The organism is Parabacteroides faecis (genome assembly GCF_014647375.1).
Taxonomy (GTDB): Bacteria; Bacteroidota; Bacteroidia; order Bacteroidales; family Tannerellaceae; genus Parabacteroides; species Parabacteroides faecis.
In genome coordinates, this window is the sequence record NZ_BMPB01000001.1 from 794,058 (window position 1) to 813,836 (window position 19,779).

Genomic DNA, 19,779 nt, shown 5'->3' on the forward strand with positions numbered 1-19,779 from the left:
AAATTTTATCCTTTCTGCAAGTATCTATAGGATGGCAACTGCATTTTTTTCTTTTTGGGCAGCCCTTATTAAAATTTATTCTTATTTTAGGTTATATACATTCATGTCCATTTATGTAAAAAATTCCTGCTGACCTTGTTTATGTCTTGTCAGTCACCATTTGCAAAACCATATTTGACCCTCAAAGAGGCTGAATTTGATAAGTAACTTGCTACATACTCATAATAAGGAGCTAAATAGAACACGAATGGGAAATACACAAATGCTAAACTAAAGAAGATATTGGCCAAAATAAACGCTATACCGAGAGAGAAACTTGATTTTTCAACTTCCTAAAACGGTGTTGTTCAAACATTTCTACTTATTTGTACTTGCCAGTTGAACCTACGCTTCCCTAATAAAATGTCTATGGTAAAAAGTTAAAAAATCCTCCCACTTTTGTTAGATATATTTTTTTGTGTAATTTTGTAATCGTTATGCGGCAGTAATAATATACATATTAATACGAGTTAGTAATCCTGTAGTTCTCATATGCTACGAGGAGGTATTAAAAGGTGCGTTTCGACAATGCATCTACTGTAGTATATTATTGCTTAATCCAAATGAATATTATAAATTTAGGAATTCTTGCTCACATTGATGCAGGAAAAACTTCCGTAACCGAGAATCTGCTGTTTGCCAGTGGAGCAACGGAAAAGTGCGGCCGTGTGGATAATGGTGACACCATAACGGACTCTATGGATATAGAGAAACGTAGAGGAATTACTGTCCGGGCTTCTACGACATCTATTATCTGGAATGGAGTGAAATGCAATATCATTGACACTCCGGGACACATGGATTTTATTGCGGAAGTGGAGCGGACATTCAAAATGCTTGATGGAGCAGTCCTCATCTTATCCGCAAAGGAAGGCATACAAGCGCAGACAAAGTTGCTGTTCAGTACTTTACAAAAGCTGCAAATCCCGACAATTATATTTATCAATAAGATTGACCGTGCCGGTGTGAATTTGGAGCGTTTGTATATGGATATAAAAACAAATCTGTCGCAAGATGTCCTGTTTATGCAAACTGTTGTCGATGGATCGGTTTATCCGGTTTGCTCCCAAACATATATAAAGGAAGAATACAAAGAATTTGTATGCAACCATGACGACGATATATTAGAACGATATTTGGCGGATAGCGAAATTTCACCGGCTGATTATTGGAATACGATAATCGCTCTTGTGGCAAAAGCCAAAGTCTATCCGGTGCTACATGGATCAGCAATGTTCAATATCGGTATCAATGAGTTGTTGGACGCCATTTCTTCTTTTATACTTCCTCCGGCATCAGTCTCAAACAGACTTTCAGCTTATCTCTATAAGATAGAGCATGACCCCAAAGGGCATAAAAGAAGTTTTCTTAAAATAATTGACGGAAGTCTGAGACTTCGAGACGTTGTAAGAATCAACGATTCGGAAAAATTCATCAAGATTAAAAATCTAAAGACTATTTATCAGGGCAGAGAGATAAATGTTGATGAAGTGGGTGCCAATGATATCGCGATTGTAGAAGATATAGAAGATTTTCGAATCGGAGATTATTTAGGTGCTAAACCTTGTTTGATTCAAGGATTATCTCATCAGCATCCCGCTCTCAAATCCTCCGTCCGGCCAAATAAGCCCGAAGAGAGAAGCAAGGTGATATCCGCTCTGAATACATTGTGGATTGAAGACCCGTCTTTGTCCTTTTCCATAAACTCATATAGTGATGAATTGGAAATCTCGTTATATGGTTTGACCCAAAAGGAAATCATACAGACATTGCTGGAAGAACGATTTTCCGTAAAGGTCCATTTTGATGAGATCAAGACTATCTACAAAGAACGACCTATAAAAAAGGTCAATAAGATTATTCAGATCGAAGTACCACCCAACCCTTACTGGGCCACAATAGGGCTGACTCTTGAACCCTTACCGTTAGGGGCAGGGTTGCAAATCGAAAGTGACATCTCCTATGGTTATCTGAACCATTCTTTTCAAAATGCCGTTTTTGAAGGGATTCGTATGTCTTGCCAATCTGGTTTACATGGATGGGAAGTGACAGATCTGAAAGTAACTTTTACTCAAGCCGAGTATTATAGCCCGGTAAGTACACCTGCTGATTTCAGACAGCTGACCCCTTATGTCTTCAGGCTGGCTTTGCAACAGTCAGGTGTGGACATTCTCGAACCGATGCTCTGTTTTGAGTTGCAGATACCCCAAGTAGCGAGTTCCAAAGCTATTACAGATTTGCAAAAACTGATGTCTGAGATTGAAGACATCAGTTGTAATAATGAGTGGTGTCATATTAAAGGGAAAGTTCCATTAAATACAAGTAAAGACTATGCCTCAGAAGTAAGTTCGTACACTAAGGGCTTAGGCATTTTTATGGTTAAGCCATGTGGGTATCAAATAACAAAAGACGGTTATTCTGATAATATCCGCATGAACGAAAAAGATAAACTTTTATTCATGTTCCAAAAATCAATGTCATTAAAATAATGGAGCGGTCAGGAAATTTCTATAAGGCAATACGGTTGGGATATATACTTATCTCCATTCTTATCGGATGTATGGCATATAATAGCCTCTATGAATGGCAGGAGATAGAAGCATTAGAACTTGGCAATAAAAAAATAGACGAGCTCCGAAAAGAAATAAACAATATCAATATTCAAATGATAAAATTTTCTCTATTGGGTGAAACAATACTGGAATGGAACGATAAAGATATCGAGCATTACCATGCACGGCGTATGGCAATGGACAGTATGCTCTGCCGTTTCAAGGCCACCTATCCAGCAGAGCGCATCGATAGTGTGCGCAGTCTTTTAGAGGATAAGGAACGACAGATGTTCCAGATAGTCCGGTTAATGGATGAACAACAATCTATTAACAAGAAGATAGCCAATCAAATTCCGGTTATTGTACAGAAAAGTGTGCAGGAACAGTCCAAAAAGCCAAAACGAAAAGGTTTCTTAGGCATATTCGGCAAAAAAAAGGAAGTAACTCCAGCAGTATCAACCACTATCCTTCATTCGGTCAATAGAAACGTAATCAGCGAACAGAAAGTGCAGGATCGCCAATTGTCGGAACAAGCCGACAGCCTTGCAGCTCGTAATGCAGAACTTAACAGACAACTGCAAGAATTGATTTGCCAAATAGAAGAAAAGGTACAAACCGAACTGCAAAGCCGGGAAAACGAAATAGTTGCCATGCGTGAAAAGTCATTTATGCAAGTAGGCGGTTTAATGGGATTCGTTCTTCTATTGTTGTTAATTTCCTACATCATCATACATCGTGATGCAAAAAGCATTAAACAATACAAGCACAAGACAACTGATTTGATAAGGCAACTGGAACAATCCGTACAACGGAACGAGGCACTGATAACGTCAAGGAAGAAGGCGGTACATACTATCACCCATGAACTGCGCACACCGCTGACAGCAATAACAGGCTATGCCGGACTGATACGGAAAGAACAGTGTGAGGATAAGTCCGGGCAGTATATCCAAAACATACTGCAATCCTCCGACCGTATGCGGGATATGCTTAACACTTTGCTTGACTTCTTCCGCCTGGACAACGGCAAGGAACAGCCCCGTCTGTCACCCTGCCGGATTTCAGCAATCACGCACACACTTGAAACGGAGTTCATGCCTGTTGCCGTGAACAAAGGGCTGTCCTTGTCCGTGAAGACTGGACACGATGCCATTGTATTGACCGACAAAGAGCGAATAATACAAATCGGGAATAACCTGCTGTCAAACGCTGTCAAGTTCACAGAAGAAGGCGGTGTTTCTTTGATTACTGAATATGATAATGGAGTTCTGACACTGGTCGTTGAAGATACAGGTACAGGCATGACAGAAGAGGAACAGAAACAAGCGTTCGGTGCGTTTGAACGTCTATCAAATGCCGCCGCAAAGGAGGGTTTCGGGCTTGGGCTTGCCATAATGCGTAATATTGTGTCGATGCTTGGCGGAACAATCCGTTTAGACAGCAAGAAAGGGAAAGGCAGTCGTTTCACAGTTGAAATTTCTATGCAGGAAGCTGAAGAACAGCTTGGATATACAAGCAATACACCTGTTTATCATAACAATAAATTCCATGATGTTGTCGCCATTGACAATGATGAGGTATTACTTCTGATGCTGAAAGAGATGTATTCCCAAGAAGGAATACACTGCGACACTTGCACCGATGCTGCGGCACTGATGGAAATGATACGCCAGAAAGAATACAGCCTGTTGCTGACAGACTTGAATATGCCCGATATAAACGGTTTCGAATTGCTGGAACTGTTGCGTTCGTCCAACGTGGGCAATTCACCAACAATCCCGGTGGTTGTGGCAACCGCTTCGGGCAGTTGTAACAAAGGGGAACTATTGGCAAAAGGCTTTGCCGGATGCCTGTTCAAACCGTTCTCCATATCGGAACTGATGGAGGTTTCCGACAGGTGTGCCATAAAAGCGACACCGGACGGGAAACCGGACTTTTCCGCCTTATTGTCCTATGGCAATGAAGCCGTCATGCTGGAAAAGTTGATAACTGAAACAGAAAAGGAAATGCAGGCGGTACGGGATGCAGCAAAAGAAAAAGACCTGCAAAAGCTGGATTCCCTGATCCACCACCTGCGCAGTTCGTGGGAGGTGCTCCGTGCCGACCAACCGCTGAATGTACTTTACGGATTGCTTCGTGGCGATGCTCTCCCGGATGGTGAAGCGTTAAGCCATGCCGTGACTGCCGTGCTGGATAAGGGAGTGGAAATAATACGGTTGGCAGAAGAGGAAAGGAGAAAATACGAAGATGAATAAGACAAAAATAATTGTGGTGGAAGACAACATCGTGTATTGCGAATATGTCTGCAATATGCTGTCACGGGAGGGCTACCGCAATATGAAGGCTTACCACCTCTCAACCGCGAAGAAACATCTGCAACAGGCAACAGATAATGATATCGTGGTTGCCGACCTGCGTCTGCCTGACGGCAGTGGCATAGACCTTTTGTGCTGGATGCGAAAGGAGGGAAAGATGCAGCCCTTCATCATTATGACCGACTACGCCGAAGTTAATACCGCCGTGGAAAGCATGAAACTCGGCTCGATAGACTATATTCCCAAACAGCTTGTGGAGGATAAACTTGTCCCCCTGATCCGTTCCATACTGAAAGAACGTCAGGCAGGACAACGCCGTATGCCTATATTCGCCCGTGAAGGTTCCGCCTTTCAGAAAATCATGCACCGCATAAGGCTGGTAGCCGCCACCGATATGAGCGTGATGATATTTGGTGAGAACGGCACGGGCAAGGAGCATATTGCCCACCTGTTGCATGACAAGAGCAAACGTGCAGGCAAGCCATTTGTGGCGGTGGACTGCGGTTCACTCTCCAAAGAGCTTGCACCGTCGGCTTTCTTCGGACACGTCAAAGGTGCATTTACAGGTGCGGACAATGCCAAGAAAGGATATTTCCATGAGGCGGAAGGCGGCACGTTGTTTCTGGACGAGGTAGGAAACCTCGCGTTGGAAACCCAACAGATGTTGCTCCGTGCCATACAGGAGAGGCGGTATCGCCCGGTCGGAGACAAGGCAGACCGGAATTTCAATGTCCGCATCATCGCTGCTACCAATGAAGATTTGGAGGTATCGGTGAATGAAAAGCGTTTTCGGCAGGATCTTCTGTACCGCCTGCACGACTTCGGGATAACCGTTCCTCCGTTGCGTGACTGTCAAGAAGACATTATGCCGCTGGCAGAGTTCTTCCGTGATATGGCAAACAGAGAGCTGGAGTGTAGCGTGAGCGGGTTCAGTTCCGAAGCACGTAAAGCGTTGCTGACACACGCATGGCCGGGCAACGTGCGGGAACTTCGGCAGAAAGTTATGGGTGCTGTATTGCAGGCGCAGGAAGGTGTTGTCATGAAAGAGCATCTGGAACTTGCCGTGACGAAACCGACCTCTACTGTCAGCTTCGCCTTGCGCAATGACGCGGAGGATAAGGAGCGGATATTGCGTGCGTTGAAACAGGCAAACGGCAACCGGAGTGTCGCCGCAGAACTGCTCGGCATAGGCAGGACAACACTATACAGCAAACTTGAAGAGTATGGACTTAAATATAAATTCAAGCAATCATAGCCCGTAATTCACTGAATTTGGCTATCTTTGCATAACATTTGAGAAAAACGGCGATTGGCAGGAGCTTTTCGCCGCCAACATATAGGATAAGACCGCAAGGCGTTTCAAGCGAAAATCTGGTAAATTGGAACTACGGAGACGATTGCGTGATGCTTATGCTATGCTTACGCATAGCGTGCATTCACGTACTCTCCGTAAAGGCTTTACCAGAGCCATCGCTTGAAGGTAGTGTGAATTGCACGCTACTTTTTTACCCTTGCCTAACGAAAGGAAACGATTATGGGTAAAGTTCAGATTCTCGCCGTACTGACGATGGACGGATGTCTTTCTTCAGAGTTATATGATAAAGCACATCAGGATTTGTGCCTTGACCGTTGCGGTCTTGATGAAATCAGGAAGAAAGCCTTTTACCGTGTGACACCGGACTATTCCATTTCAATGCTGCACGAATGGAGAAAAGACTGCACAAACATCCGTTACCTCGCGGAAGCCACACCGGACACGGCAGACTATATAAACGGACTGCTGCGGATGCACGCTGTGGATGAAATCATACTATACACCGTTCCTTTCATATCCGGAAGCGGACGACATTTTTTTAAGTCGGCTCTGCCAGAGCAACACTGGACGCTTTCCTCTTTGAAAAGCTATCCCAACGGTGTATGTCGCATTATCTATATCCTTGATAAAAAAGCAAGATAGCCAAAATGTGCGGCAAGCATACATTTCTATTTTCAGGAATAGAATAAATGTTCCGATTACAAACAATTTAAGTCGGAGATAATTTGTCCTTGTGAAAAAATACTGAATTTTATACCTCTGAAATCCAGCACTTTGTAAAATTGAGTGTTGGATTTTTTATTTTCTGCCGCGTTTTTTGCCAATTATATTCATGTGCGCACGCAGAAAACAAAGTGTAATTTTCAAAATTGACAGAACCATGAATTATTTCTTGCTGGCGGAAACCGACTTTTTCCGCCTGATAAACGAAGCCGGCGACTGCAATATGGAAACGGCATACACGGCTTTCGCCACCCAAGTGATCGAACTGTGCAACGGCGGCATGGACATGAACCTTACCGTCATCGCGCTTGCCTACATCGAAATCGAGTTGCAGCACCATCCCGTACGTAATCTGTCAGAAGAAAAAAGAGAGATTGCCGCCTACGTCAGCAAGGCTCTGTCTTTCGTAAGAAAGATGCAGAAATTCCTTGCCACGCCCCAAGTGCCACCACTAATATCCGCCAACAACGCAACAGAAACCACCGCCAGCCTTCTTCAATGGACGGGCAATGCCATCGACCTCGTGGAACTTATCTACGGCATAGACGTGATGGGCTGCATCAACAACGGCAATATGCCGCTCAAACAGCTCGCCCCACTTCTCTATAAGATATTCGGGGTTGATTCTAAAGACTGCTACCGCTTCTACACTGATATCAAACGCCGGAAGAACGAAAGCCGCACCTATTTCATTGACAGGATGCAGGAAAAACTGAACGAGAGAATGTTGCGTGATGAGGAGTTGGAGCGGATGAGAAAATAAAAAAATATCCATTACATATGAGAAGACAGGAATACTCGTATCCTGTCTTTTTATTTTCATTTAATTATATATTAATTAGCACAATATATGTGAGTTTTTCATTCCTATAAGGACAAATTTCAGAAACGTATGTCTGGTAAATTATTGAGTCATCATAGTATGAACATATATCATTACTAAAAACAATGAAACAACTTCCATAAGATTGTGGTTGTAAAAATCGCCATTTAATAGCCCGTTTTTTTTGTAAAATTCGCCAATTAAAAAAATATGATTATCTTTGCATTATATTTTATAAGGTATGGAAACAGTAAATAGAATACTTCAAGAGAAGATTACAGCACGAATCGCGCCCAATAAAGCAGTACTGATTTTTGGTGCTCGCCGTGTTGGTAAAACGGTAATGATGCGTAAAATTGTGGACAACTATTCAGGTAGGACGATGATGCTCAACGGCGAAGACTACGACACATTAGCACTATTGGAGAATCGCTCAATAGCCAATTATCGGCATTTATTGGATGGTATTGATTTGCTGGCTATTGATGAGGCACAGAACATACCACAAATCGGTAGTATTCTGAAGTTGATAGTTGATGAAATACCGGGAATAAGTGTCTTGGCAAGTGGTTCTTCGTCATTCGATTTGCTGAATAAGACTGGTGAACCGTTGGTCGGCCGCAGTACGCAATTTCTCCTTACACCATTCTCGCAACGGGAAATCGCACAGACGGAAACGGCACTTGAAACCCGCCAGAACCTCGAAGCGCGCTTGATTTACGGTTCCTATCCCGAAGTAGTAATGATGGAGAACTATGAACGTAAAACAGACTACCTACGTGATATTGTCGGTGCATACCTGCTTAAAGATATCTTAGCAATTGACGGCTTAAAAAATTCGAGCAAGATGCGCGATCTACTGCGATTGATAGCTTTTCAGTTGGGCAGCGAAGTTTCTTACGAAGAGTTAGGTAAACAACTCGGCATGAGCAAGACGACCGTTGAAAAATACCTCGACCTATTGGAAAAGGTCTTCGTTATCTATCGTCTGGGGGCTTATTCGCGTAACCTACGCAAGGAGGTTACAAAAGCTGGCAAGTGGTACTTCTACGACAACGGCATTCGCAATGCCATTATCGGGGCTTTCTCACCGCTGGCCATTCGGCAGGATGTCGGTGCGCTGTGGGAGAACTACATCATCGGAGAGCGGCGCAAAGCGAACTTCAATGAGGGACTGCACAGGGAGTTCTATTTCTGGCGCACCTACGACAAACAGGAAATCGACCTGATTGAGGAGAGTGCCGACAGTCTTACCGCCTTGGAGTTCAAGTGGGGAAATAAAATGCCGGCCGCACCGAAAGCCTTCCAAGAAGCCTATCCCTATGCCGAGTTTCATGTGGTAAATCGGGAGAATTATTTGGAGTTCGTATAATCAATAAATTACGTATATGGAAACAAAACTACAATCCAAACAGCAATATCCGCGGTTTATCCAAAATAAACCGTGTGGTATTGACAAATTCGATGGAGGTTCGCAAGAAAGGTTGGCAAAAACTATTGCTCGCCATTTTTGTCAGAATGATTCATTGGATGAGGAATGTACTTTACCTCGAATTATCGGCATCGAAGGTATTTGGGGATCTGGAAAATCCAACGTGGTTAAAATGTTGGAACGTGAATTATCAGACGACTATTACTTTTTTGAGTATGACGCATGGGGACATCAAGAGGACTTGCAACGCCGCTCTATATTGGAATTGCTTACAAGCAAACTTATTGATGATGGTATCCTATCTGGAAATGCAACAATAAAAGTCAAAGGTGGAGGTACGAAAACCGTATCATGGTCTGAAAAGCTGAAATATTTATTAGCCCGTAAAACGGAGACCGTAACCGAAAAATATCCCCTTATCAGTAATGGTATGGTTGCGGCATTTTTGGTTGCAGTTTTAACTCCGATATTTACATTTATTGCGTATGCAGTAAAACCTACACCCACAACATGGTGGTTTTCTTTATTGTCTATTATCATAGCTGCACTGCCAGTTCTTATTGCATTGTGCGTTTGGAAATGGGCATATAGCAAAGATCATAAATATGGATGGAGTTATATGTTAGCTATTTATCAAGATAAAGTCGAAAAGGACGTTTGCTATGAGACTTTGAGCGAAGACGAACCAACGGTTTACGAGTTCAAAACATGGATGCAAGACATTTCTGATTTTATCAAGGAAAAAGGACAACGTAAATTAGTCCTTGTTTTTGACAACATGGATCGTCTCCCCGCTGAAAAAGTAAAAGAATTATGGTCTTCTATCCATACGTTCTTCGCCGATAGCGGTTTTGAAAATGTTTGGGCTGTTATTCCTTTCGATGAAACACATTTAGCTTGTGCATTCGGAGATGAGACCGACGAACAAACGAAACAACTGACCAAGTATTTTATCAATAAAACTTTCCCTATTGTTTATCGTGTTGCTCCTCCTGTTATTACCGACTATCGAAGTATATTCAACAAACTGTTTGTTGAAGCATTTGGAGAAACAGAAAATGAAGCGAAAGAAACTATAAATCGGATATTCAGATTGGTAAATCCTAATGCCAATGTTAGGGAAATTATATCATATATCAATGAGATGGTCGCTCTTAAACAAGAGTGGTGTAACGAAATTTTGATGATAAACATAGCATTGTTCTGTTTGAAGAAGACGGATATTCTGGCAAATCCAGTAGAACAAATATTGTCCGGCGACTATCTGAATGGCATTCAAACAATAATTAACAATGATCTGCAAACACAACGCGAAATTGCAGCTTTGGTATATGGTGTCGATGTTGAAGATGCTCGACAAATTCCATTGAAAAAATATATTGAAGGCTGCATCAACGGAGAAGAAGACCACGACATAAATCAATATGCAGAGACTAATAAACAATTTGACACTGTATTAGAAGAAGTTATACAATGTATGGACAATGCGCTTATCGATAAGATTATACATTGTTTGCATAAATTAACTCGAAAGAGCGATGTTATTCTGCGTGTATGGCAAAGAATAGCACAATTGAAATTAAAAGAATCCATAGAGAAGCAGGTGTTCCCTGTCGAATACCAAGAACTGCTGTTGCATTTAGACACGGAAAGCCAAAACCATGTGATTGCTCAATTATATAAGAAGATAGTTCGGTTCAATGACTTCAATGGCGGCGACTATTTCAAAACGTTAGATGCAATAGACAGGTTTATTGCGCAAAATAAGTTGGCGTGCGATTTTACGTCATTGATTGAAGCAAAAACAGTCAAGCCAAATACATTTATCGATTATATTCAAGCTGCAAATGCAACAGATGCTGCCTATCGGGATAACGCGACAACTAAAGCATATAAATATTATCAAGTAGCAACAAATTCGGAGGCGCTCGATAATTATTTGGCAAACTTACTACCCGATAATTTCGACCATGCAGATATTGTAAAAACGTTAAAAGATAATTCTACCTATACGTTTCCAACGCTTTTGCAAGCGATCACGAATTGCATTGATGAACAGAATGTAAATAAAGATAATATAGGGGCTATATTTACAACCTATCGTTTATTGGCATCTGACGAAGAAAGACCTTTACCTGTAACGTTAGATTCAACCTACATAAATCAGTTGCATTCTGAATTAGAAACTGATGGCCGAAACATTAAAGAGTCTGGATATTACGATTTAGTCGCCATGCAATTGGCACATGGTCATTCCGTTTCCTTAATAGAGGGTGGAGATATAAAATATGTTGCAGAACTCATGGACTATTATGTGGATCATGGAGACTTATTAGTAAATAGTGTGGGATGGAATATACCGCTATTAAATGAAACACTACAATACATGGTAAATCATAAACTTGGCTATAAATTATTGCTCTCAGACATATTGCCCCAATTTGAAGATATTAAGAACAGAATAGGTGTAACGGATGAGGTATTTATCGAGCATTTAGCAGAGTGGAATACCGATTTGGATAAGTATATCACTAAGAACAATATTAAAGATGTAATTCCTGACGCATCTTTTTACGATTTGACCACTAAAATAAGCAATGTCCTGACCGATCATATCAATAAAATAGCGTTCGAAGCGTTGTCTGAAATAAGTGTTGATACATTATACGCCCAAAGAACAGCACATACATCATATTATTGGTTTGTCGCAATAAAACATTTACTGGCTAAAATCAAATCCTTGCCAGATAACTTGACTGAATTTGGCAAAAAGATTCTGATGGATATTGCTTCTGGAACTCAAAGTTTGAATCCTTTCCCTAATTGTTTCAAGAATATAGTTGAAAGATTGGATAAACGAAAAATTAAATCGACAGTTACCGATATAAGAAATGATTTCTGCATCGGTAAAAAGACTATCAATGCAATAAAGTTTCAATTTTTCGAAACATGGCTTAGATCGCATGGTAATTTGAAAAGTCAAGCTGGAGACGTTATTGATAAAATAGTGAAACCTGTAATTTCCGATGGGGCATGCCGTTCATTGATTCTGCAAAACAAAGATTTTTATATGGATTTAATAAATACAGCAGGGGATGATGCTTATGAATTGAAAAAGAGTCTCCGAAACCTCATACAAAAAGATTCAGATCCGCAATTGGTTAAATTTGTCAATTCGATAGATTCAGTACCTGAGGTTGAAACCGCGTAAGTATTTGTCTAACAAGTCCGAATTTTACGATTTTACCCGTCAGAACTGAAGTGCCCCCCAAAAAAATTGTATCCAACTTTTGGGGGTCACTTCAAACTTCGATAGGGATAATTTTCAATTTTGGGGACTTGTTAGACAGTCTCATTATCTGGTAGCAGTTTACACAGCACCGGATCGTTTTTGATACGCTCCAGTTCCTCCTGCACAATCTGCTTCACCTCTTCCTTGATGCGCCGGTAGTTCGCCTGCACCGTTTCCTTCATGCGGTCGTTGCCGTCCTCGTCCGTGAAGTTTGTAATGACGGGAATTTTCTTGTAGGCACTTTCTTCCCGTTTCACCTTTTCGGCATCCACCACAATCTCGCAATGAAAAATCTTCTGCTCGATACGCTCGTTGAAGTTGTCGGATACAGAACCGACAAACATTCCCTGCGTAAGCCCGGAAATCTTACTCGGTGGAATGAGCGCGTCCATCTGCGTGTTGATGGAGGTGGAAACATCCTGCCGGTTGATGGAGATGGACTGCCGTTTCTGCAACACCTTACCGAACCGCTCGGAGAGCGTCTTGGCTGTTTCCCCCACCACCTGACCGGAGAAAATATTGCCGACAGTGTTCATCACCACTTTCGCCTCTTTGTCCCCGTAGTCACGCACTAACTGGCTGAAATCCTGAAAGCCCAGACACACGGCAACCTTGTTGCTTCGGGCGGTAGCTATAAGATTGTCCAACCCTTTGAAGTATATTGTGGGCAACTCGTCGATGATGACCGATGACTTCAGCATCCCCTTCTTGTTGATGAGCTTCACGATACGGGAATTATACAGACCGAGTGCCGCACCGTAGATATTCTGACGGTCGGGATTGTTACCCACGCAGAGGATTTTCGGCTCTTCGGGATTGTTGATGTCCAGCGTAAACTCGCTGTCTGACATCACCCAGTAGAGCTGCGGTGAAATCATCCTCGAAAGCGGGATTTTTGCCGACGCTATCTGACCCATGAGCTGCTCCGCAGCCCCTCCAAGCCACGCATCCATGAACGGCGAAAGGTAGTTCTCCAGCTCCGGATAAGAGGTCAGTATCGGAAATATATCCTCGTAACGGCGGTTCAGAAACTCGATAGCATGGGGAAACGTGCAAAACTTCCCGTTCTGATAGATTTTGAGATACCAGATAATACTGGCAAACAGAATGATAGGTGACTCCACGAAGAAGTCGCCCTGCTTTTGCACCCACGTTTTATTGAGGTTGAGCATTATTGTGTAGGCACTCTCATAGGCATCCGTAATATCTTCCATAAAATCCGGGTGAATGGGATTGCACCGATGAGAGCGTCGCGGGTCGTCGAAGTTGATCACATAGAACTTCGGCTTTACCTTGTAGCCGTCCGGGTGGTTCAGCAAATGGTTGTAGGCAATAGTAGATAGGTCGGGATACTTGAAATCGTAGATGTATTGACTAAAGCCCTTTTCAATCTGTTGCTTGATAAAATTGTTTACCACGGCATAGGACTTGCCGCTGCCCGGCGTACCCAACACGATGGACGCACGGAAGGGATTAACTACATTGATCCAACCGTTGTTCCAGCGTTTCCTGTAATAGAAACGTGTCGGCAGATTGACCGAATACTCGCTTTCGATAAGCCTCGTTTCCTGCATGAAACTCTCGTTCTCGTTGTTGAAAACATCCTCCATCAAATTGTGTTTCAACAGGCGGCTCATCCACAGACCACCCATCAACAGGCAGACATAGCCCGTTCCAATGGTAAGGACATACAGTCCCGTCACCGCTTCAAGCGGCAGCGGCAGGGGCAGCAACCACCAGTTCAGGAAAAACAGCACGAACCCGACGGCAAATGCTGTCCAGATTCTCCCCCAAGTGATTTTCTCACCCTTGACACCCTTCGTACCCAGACAGGACAAGGCAAGCAAAAGGACGGAAAACAGCTTCGTGTAGAGAATGGAATGGAACAGCCCCGCCGTGCGGTCGAAGTTCAGAAGGATTTTGTCCACCACGCCGATGTTCACGCCCCACAGCCGGATGGCTTCGTAGCAGAACCAGTACACGTTCATGACCACTAAAATGATACTCACGGCACGCAGAAAATCCATGATTTTCGCCAATGCCCTCAAATCGTCTTCTTGTTGTGACATACATTGATTTTTTAATTGTTGATACTCTGATTACATACCCAAGCCCTTGCGTTTTTTCTTCTTTTTGCGCTTCATCGCCCGGATGAAAGCCTCTTCCTCGGCATCTACCGCCGGACCTTCGGGAGTGAGCAAGCCCATACCGCCCGATATATCTTCACTGTCGTAGGCGGTCTGCCCGTGTGCCTTGTCCGCAGCATCCACAGGGATGGATAGCGGTATCGGCGGTTGTCCGGCGTATGGCAGGGTGAAGTGTTCCTGCAAGGCATTCGCCGAAAGCTCCTTACCCATGCGCGAACCGTTCAGCACGCATCCCGTGCGGTGGTCGATGAAGGTAGCCCCATAGATGCGCCCTTCCTCTGTGTAGCGCAGTACGGTGTCGATGCCCTTCTCTTTGAGTTGGGATACAAATTTGTCCTTGTCATAAGTGCCTTGCAGCACGGAAAGGACGGTGCGTTTCGTCATGTCTGCCAGTTTCCTATCCTTGATTTCCGATTTGGAACGGACAAACTTCTTCTGTACGGCTTCATAGCCTGCGGACTTCCCGAAAAGCGAGGATTTGAACGGGTTGCCCACCTTGTTACCCTTGTCGTCCGTGACGGAATAGACCAGCCCGTGATACTCCCGTCCGCGCACGTTGCCCCTCGCTTCCTCCACCGTCATATTATATAAGGAAAGGAGCGCACGGTATTCGCCCATCGTCTGGAAACGGTACTGCCCATTCAGAGCCTTCACGGTGTTGCCTACCTGCTTCTTCACATCACCTGCCGATGCGGCCACCTTGCGCAACGGATTATCCAATCTCTGATTTTTACGTTCTGCCGGATGCAATCCGTACTTCTGTTCCAGTTCCCTGCGGATACGGTCGCTGCGGCGGTAGAGAAAATCCCGGTTGAGCCTTTTCCCGTTCTCGTCCACGTTGACCGTCACGATGTGCAGGTGGTGGCGGTCGATGTCCTCGTGCTTGAATACAAGATAAGGCTGGTTTCCGAAACCGAGTTTTTCCAGATACTCGCGGGCGATATTCTGCAACTCAATATCGGTCAGCACATCCTCCGGGTGCGGGTTGAGAGAGATATGCACCACCGGCTTCTCGATCTTCATCTGCGGTGGCAGGAAGGTGAGAAAACCCTCCATCGCCTTGCCTATGTCCACCGTTCCCGAACCGTCATTGTAGATGCGGTTGGTGGTGAGAAGCCGCCCCTGCGCCTCGTTAATCTTCTCCCCGTTGTAGGCAATCGCGCCGTACAACGAACTTCCTACACTGATTTTTGCGACCATTTTGCCTCCATTTCCCTTGAAAGTTCCACAATCCGGCGGCTCAGTTTCACGAGTTCGACGGTGTGTTGCTCTAATTTGTAGAGCAACGCCATCGCCTTTTTCTCTGAAAAATGCAGCCTCAGTTCCTTCACGACTTGGTTGTAATTCGTACCCACGGCACGGAATTGTGCATGAAAATCCGACAGTTTGGTGTAATAGTCCACCAACGTCTTGTCCACCTTCAGCACCTTGAACGGTTGCCCGAAGAAGTGCGCTTTGAGGAAAACAGACCGTGCATAGACACCCGATTTTCCGAACATGGCGAGGAAACGGTTGTGTTCCTCCTCGTTGAAACGGACGGTGTACCGGTACACCGCCGGATCAAGTTTGGGATTTCTCCCTGATTTGCTTTTCCTTTTCTCTTTCATATTACTTTGGATTTAGCGGATTGACGGCATAAGCCGCCGCTTCGGATTACAGCACCGCAGTTCTGAAAGGCTTCCCGACTTCGGAGGGAAAGCCCGCCCCCTGCAAGGGCAAGTGCTTTTCGTGGCTGCTCAAAATATTTTGAGCGGCTGAAAAGACATCTTGCTATGTTCAGGTGAACATAAAAATCCGTCAGGGGACGGATTGGGAAAATACCTTTCAGGACTCCGGGCCGCGCGTCATCGGCGAACCCTGCTGTCCGGGTGCAAAGTTACGCCCTTAAAGCGGTATCGGACAGATGCTTGACCCGGTCAATGACTGCCAACCGGCGCAACGTGCCGCCACTTGCCGGAGAAGTGATACAGGTTCCAAAATATACTTGTTTATTTGCAGCATGATTCAAGAAACGAACGATTTGAAGATATGATAAACGGAACATTCAAATACCCGGAAATCCGCTTCTTCGGATACTTGCCGAAACGGATACCCGAACCGTCGGAAACCCGGTTCTCCGACAATTCGGTGACGTATGGATTCAATGACTTCATGACGCAATGTCGTCAATCACCATTTGTCCGACGCACCGCTTCACCACAGAACCGGATACGCGACGACCCGCCTGCGTGTGTAGTCACGGAAGCGGATGGTGCGACAGCCAAATCCGTATGGAAACAGAAAAACAAATCATCAACAATTAAAATAAATGGAACTATGAGTAAGGAAATCTTCGTTGCATTCGCAACACAGAAAGGTGGCATCGGCAAATCCACTGTCACGGCACTTGCCGCCAGCTACCTGCACAACGTGAAAGGCTACAATGTCGCCGTCGTGGACTGCGACGACCCGCAGCACAGCATCCACGGGCTGCGCGAACACGAAATGGGGCTTATCGACAGCAGCACCTACTTCAAGGCTCTCGCTTGCGACCATTTCCGCCGGATCAAAAAGAACGCCTACACCATCGTCAAAAGCAATGCGGTGAACGCCCTCGACGATGCCGAGAGGATGATTGCCACTGAGGACGTGAAACCCGACGTGGTGTTCTTCGACATGCCCGGCACACTCCGAAGCAACGGCGTGATAAAGACGCTCTCGCAGATGGACTACATTTTCACTCCGCTGAGTGCCGACCGCTTTGTCGTGGAGAGTACCCTGAAATTCGTCACGATGTTCCGCGACAGGCTGATGACTACCGGACAGGCGAAAACAAAGGGGCTGCATCTGTTCTGGACGATGGTGGACGGCAGGGAGAGGAACGACTTGTACGGCATCTACGAGGAAGTGATAGCCGAAATGGGCTTTCCGGTACTTTCCACCCGCTTGCCCGACAGCAAGAAGTTCCGCCGTGACCTTTCGGAAGAGCGCAAGAGCGTTTTCCGCTCCACCATCTTCCCGATGGACACGGCACTGCTGAAAGGGAGTGGCATCCGGGAGTTTTCCGAAGAGATAAGCGACATCATCAGACCGCAGTGAGCATGGGCAGCAGGAAAGTGAACACGGAAGGCATCGACGAGGAACTGCTGTTAGCCTCCATCGGGCGGCGCACACAGGACGGGACACTGCGCCCCGCACAGGAAGTACCCGCAGCTGCACCGACCGAAGAGGACACCGCCGCACCGGAACCATCTCCTGTGCAACCCGTAACACGGGAAAAAGCGCAGAGGGAAAGTGGACGCCGGAAAAGGCAGGACGAGGACTACAACGAGCTATTCCTGCGCCGCAACGAGATAAAGACCCGCCAATGTGTCTATATCAGCCGTGACGTCCACGGCAAGATCCTCAGAATCGTGAACGACATCGCCGGAGGGGAAATCTCAGTAGGCGGATATGTGGATACCGTGCTGCGCCAGCATCTGGAACAGCACAAGGAGAGAATCAACGAACTGTACAAGAAACAACGTGAAGATCTGATTTGAAAATGGAAAAAGAAATGACACCGAATGAAAAAAGACCACAGCAAGACTGCGGAGGTATGTTTACCCAAGTGCAGGCGAGTGTGGAAATACTGTCGCCTGTCCCGGTAAGCGGCAAATGCAGTGAGAAGGACTATGAACGCCTGTTCATCCGCGACCCGGAAGTAAAGGCACGTGAGGGGAAGATGGCGTATGTGCGCCCGGAGTACCACGAGCGTATCATGCGTATCACCCGTGTAATCGGGCATGACCGGCTTACGCTGTCCGCTTACATCGACCATGTGCTGACGCACCACTTCAACCAGTGCGAAGATGCGATAAAGAGCCTTTATGCCCGAAATTACAATTCAGTATTCTAACCAAAAACGGAAGGATATGAATTACACAATCAGCATGACAGACATTCTGCTGGCGGTATCGGTCGGCTGCAACCTCTGGTTCCTGTTCCTGCTCCTTTACGAGCGCATCATGGACACGCGGATTGTCCGCTTCTTCAAGGGCATTGTCGGATTATGGCGGTCACTGGACGGGAATGAGGCTAAACGCATAGCGGCACACGAGGAAGTCCCTGCGGAAAAGGCGGACATCATCGGCAAGAGCCGTTTCAGGATGGCATCCACCCGGACAACCGCTGCCATACCGACGCAAGAAGCCGCCACTATTGAAAAAGGCATTGAGCTGTCGGAGGAAGAGGCTACTTTTGACGACGGAAAAACGGGAAACGCATCCCGCCCGGCACAAGTCCCGGAGGAAAAACTCGATGAGACCTTCACGAGCATACCGCCGGAGGAACTGGGATACGGGGACGACGAACCGGAAGAGGACGCCTCGGACACGCCACGGGCTTCGGGCAGCAGCTTTGACGAGATTGACGACGCCTGCAAGACCGCCAAAAACCCGGACGCGACACAGGCGGAACGTGAAAAGGCGGCTAAGGTGTTCACCGACATGGAGGGCACGGAGTTGTACGAGAAAATGATGGAAGGCTCTTCGGAGATAGGCATCCGCATCAAGGGGCTTATCGAGATTCGGCTGAAGAAATCTGAAAAGGAGTTCGTCGTGCCGGACAACATCGAGGAGTTCGACATTCGCAACTATGTATGACAACAATAAAAGAAATGAACATGAAAGAATGACATCAACCCACGCGGCGAGGAAACGCAAGGCGCATCCCCATCCGCAACGGACACGCCCACGTCCGTGGAAACAAACGGGCATCCACTAAAACCAAAGTAAAGAAACAAAGTATCAACCGCCCGACAAAGGACCATCCACCCTTTTGACGGCAAAAAACAAGAACAGTTTATGAACAAGAACATCTTGAAAAACAGAAAAGCAATCCTCTCCGCGGCACTTGTCATCGCCGCAACCGCCTCCGCTTTCGCGCAGGGAAACGGCATCGCGGGCATCAACGAAGCCACCTCTATGGTGAGTTCTTATTTCGACCCCGGAACTAAACTGATATACGCCATCGGTGCAGTCGTCGGGCTTATCGGGGGCGTAAAAGTGTACGGCAAGTTTTCATCGGGCGACCCCGACACCAGCAAGACAGCCGCCTCGTGGTTCGGCGCGTGCATCTTCCTGATTGTTGCCGCCACCATCCTGCGCTCATTCTTCCTTTAA

Annotated in this window: 16 protein-coding genes; 12 read left to right on the forward strand and 4 right to left on the reverse strand. The window is 45.5% G+C overall.

Annotation, left to right across the window (positions count from 1 at the left end; translation table 11 throughout):
* Positions 1-602 precede the first annotated feature (602 nt).
* From tet(Q) to IEY67_RS02565, 7 genes are all read left to right on the forward strand, one after another.
* The gene (tet(Q), locus tag IEY67_RS02535) at positions 603-2,528 is read left to right on the forward strand and encodes a tetracycline resistance ribosomal protection protein Tet(Q) (RefSeq protein WP_004291466.1); all 1,926 of its coding nucleotides are present in this window, start codon (positions 603-605) and stop codon (positions 2,526-2,528) included.
* The gene (locus tag IEY67_RS02540) at positions 2,528-4,846 is read left to right on the forward strand and encodes a hybrid sensor histidine kinase/response regulator (protein WP_004291467.1); all 2,319 of its coding nucleotides are present in this window, start codon (positions 2,528-2,530) and stop codon (positions 4,844-4,846) included. Before tet(Q) ends, IEY67_RS02540 begins: the two co-directional genes overlap by 1 nt.
* Entirely contained in the window at positions 4,839-6,161 is a 1,323-nt protein-coding gene (locus tag IEY67_RS02545; protein ID WP_004291471.1) for a sigma-54-dependent transcriptional regulator, read from the forward strand. The genes IEY67_RS02540 and IEY67_RS02545 overlap by 8 nt, the downstream gene beginning before the upstream one ends.
* Positions 6,162-6,440: 279 nt before the next feature.
* Entirely contained in the window at positions 6,441-6,863 is a 423-nt protein-coding gene (locus tag IEY67_RS02550; RefSeq protein WP_004291474.1) for a dihydrofolate reductase family protein, read from the forward strand.
* A gap of 238 nt (positions 6,864-7,101) precedes the next feature.
* Positions 7,102-7,707 carry an RteC domain-containing protein gene (locus tag IEY67_RS02555; RefSeq protein ID WP_004304269.1) on the forward strand — a complete coding sequence of 202 codons (606 nt, stop codon included), beginning with the start codon at positions 7,102-7,104 and terminating at the stop codon, positions 7,705-7,707.
* Between the two features lie 301 nt (positions 7,708-8,008).
* Entirely contained in the window at positions 8,009-9,139 is a 1,131-nt protein-coding gene (locus IEY67_RS02560) for an ATP-binding protein (RefSeq protein ID WP_004291480.1), read from the forward strand.
* Positions 9,140-9,155: 16 nt separating this feature from the next.
* Positions 9,156-12,410, forward strand: a complete 3,255-nt coding sequence (locus IEY67_RS02565) for a P-loop NTPase fold protein (RefSeq protein ID WP_004291481.1) — start codon at positions 9,156-9,158, stop codon at positions 12,408-12,410.
* A gap of 131 nt (positions 12,411-12,541) precedes the next feature.
* Here the strand turns inward: IEY67_RS02565 and mobC are convergent, their stop codons facing one another.
* The 4 genes from mobC to IEY67_RS25110 all read right to left on the reverse strand — a co-directional run bounded on the left by mobC (position 12,542) and on the right by IEY67_RS25110 (position 16,791).
* Positions 12,542-14,560 carry a conjugal transfer protein MobC gene (gene mobC / locus IEY67_RS02570; protein ID WP_004291482.1) on the reverse strand — a complete coding sequence of 673 codons (2,019 nt, stop codon included), beginning with the start codon at positions 14,558-14,560 and terminating at the stop codon, positions 12,542-12,544.
* Between the two features lie 30 nt (positions 14,561-14,590).
* Positions 14,591-15,838, reverse strand: a complete 1,248-nt coding sequence (mobB, locus tag IEY67_RS02575; protein ID WP_004291483.1) for a conjugal transfer protein MobB — start codon at positions 15,836-15,838, stop codon at positions 14,591-14,593.
* Positions 15,817-16,245 (reverse strand): conjugal transfer protein MobA, encoded by a 429-nt coding sequence (mobA, locus tag IEY67_RS02580; RefSeq protein WP_004291488.1) that lies wholly within the window; start codon positions 16,243-16,245, stop codon positions 15,817-15,819. Before mobA ends, mobB begins: the two co-directional genes overlap by 22 nt.
* Positions 16,246-16,626: 381 nt before the next feature.
* Positions 16,627-16,791 (reverse strand): hypothetical protein, encoded by a 165-nt coding sequence (locus IEY67_RS25110; RefSeq protein WP_196029218.1) that lies wholly within the window; start codon positions 16,789-16,791, stop codon positions 16,627-16,629.
* Between IEY67_RS25110 and IEY67_RS02585 the strand changes: the two genes are divergently transcribed.
* From IEY67_RS02585 to IEY67_RS02605, 5 genes are all read left to right on the forward strand, one after another.
* Positions 16,790-17,716 (forward strand): ParA family protein, encoded by a 927-nt coding sequence (locus tag IEY67_RS02585; RefSeq protein ID WP_005783105.1) that lies wholly within the window; start codon positions 16,790-16,792, stop codon positions 17,714-17,716. The genes IEY67_RS25110 and IEY67_RS02585 overlap by 2 nt on opposite strands.
* A 2-nt stretch (positions 17,717-17,718) precedes the next feature.
* Complete coding sequence (locus IEY67_RS02590; RefSeq protein ID WP_004291503.1) at positions 17,719-18,159, forward strand: DUF3408 domain-containing protein; 441 nt, start codon at positions 17,719-17,721, stop codon at positions 18,157-18,159.
* Positions 18,160-18,161: 2 nt separating this feature from the next.
* Positions 18,162-18,515 carry a DUF3408 domain-containing protein gene (locus tag IEY67_RS02595; protein WP_004291505.1) on the forward strand — a complete coding sequence of 118 codons (354 nt, stop codon included), beginning with the start codon at positions 18,162-18,164 and terminating at the stop codon, positions 18,513-18,515.
* 16 nt (positions 18,516-18,531) lie between these two features.
* Positions 18,532-19,260: a hypothetical protein gene (locus tag IEY67_RS02600; protein WP_004304280.1), complete on the forward strand. Its 729-nt coding sequence runs from the start codon at positions 18,532-18,534 to the stop codon at positions 19,258-19,260.
* 201 nt (positions 19,261-19,461) lie between these two features.
* Entirely contained in the window at positions 19,462-19,779 is a 318-nt protein-coding gene (locus IEY67_RS02605; protein ID WP_002560983.1) for a DUF4134 domain-containing protein, read from the forward strand.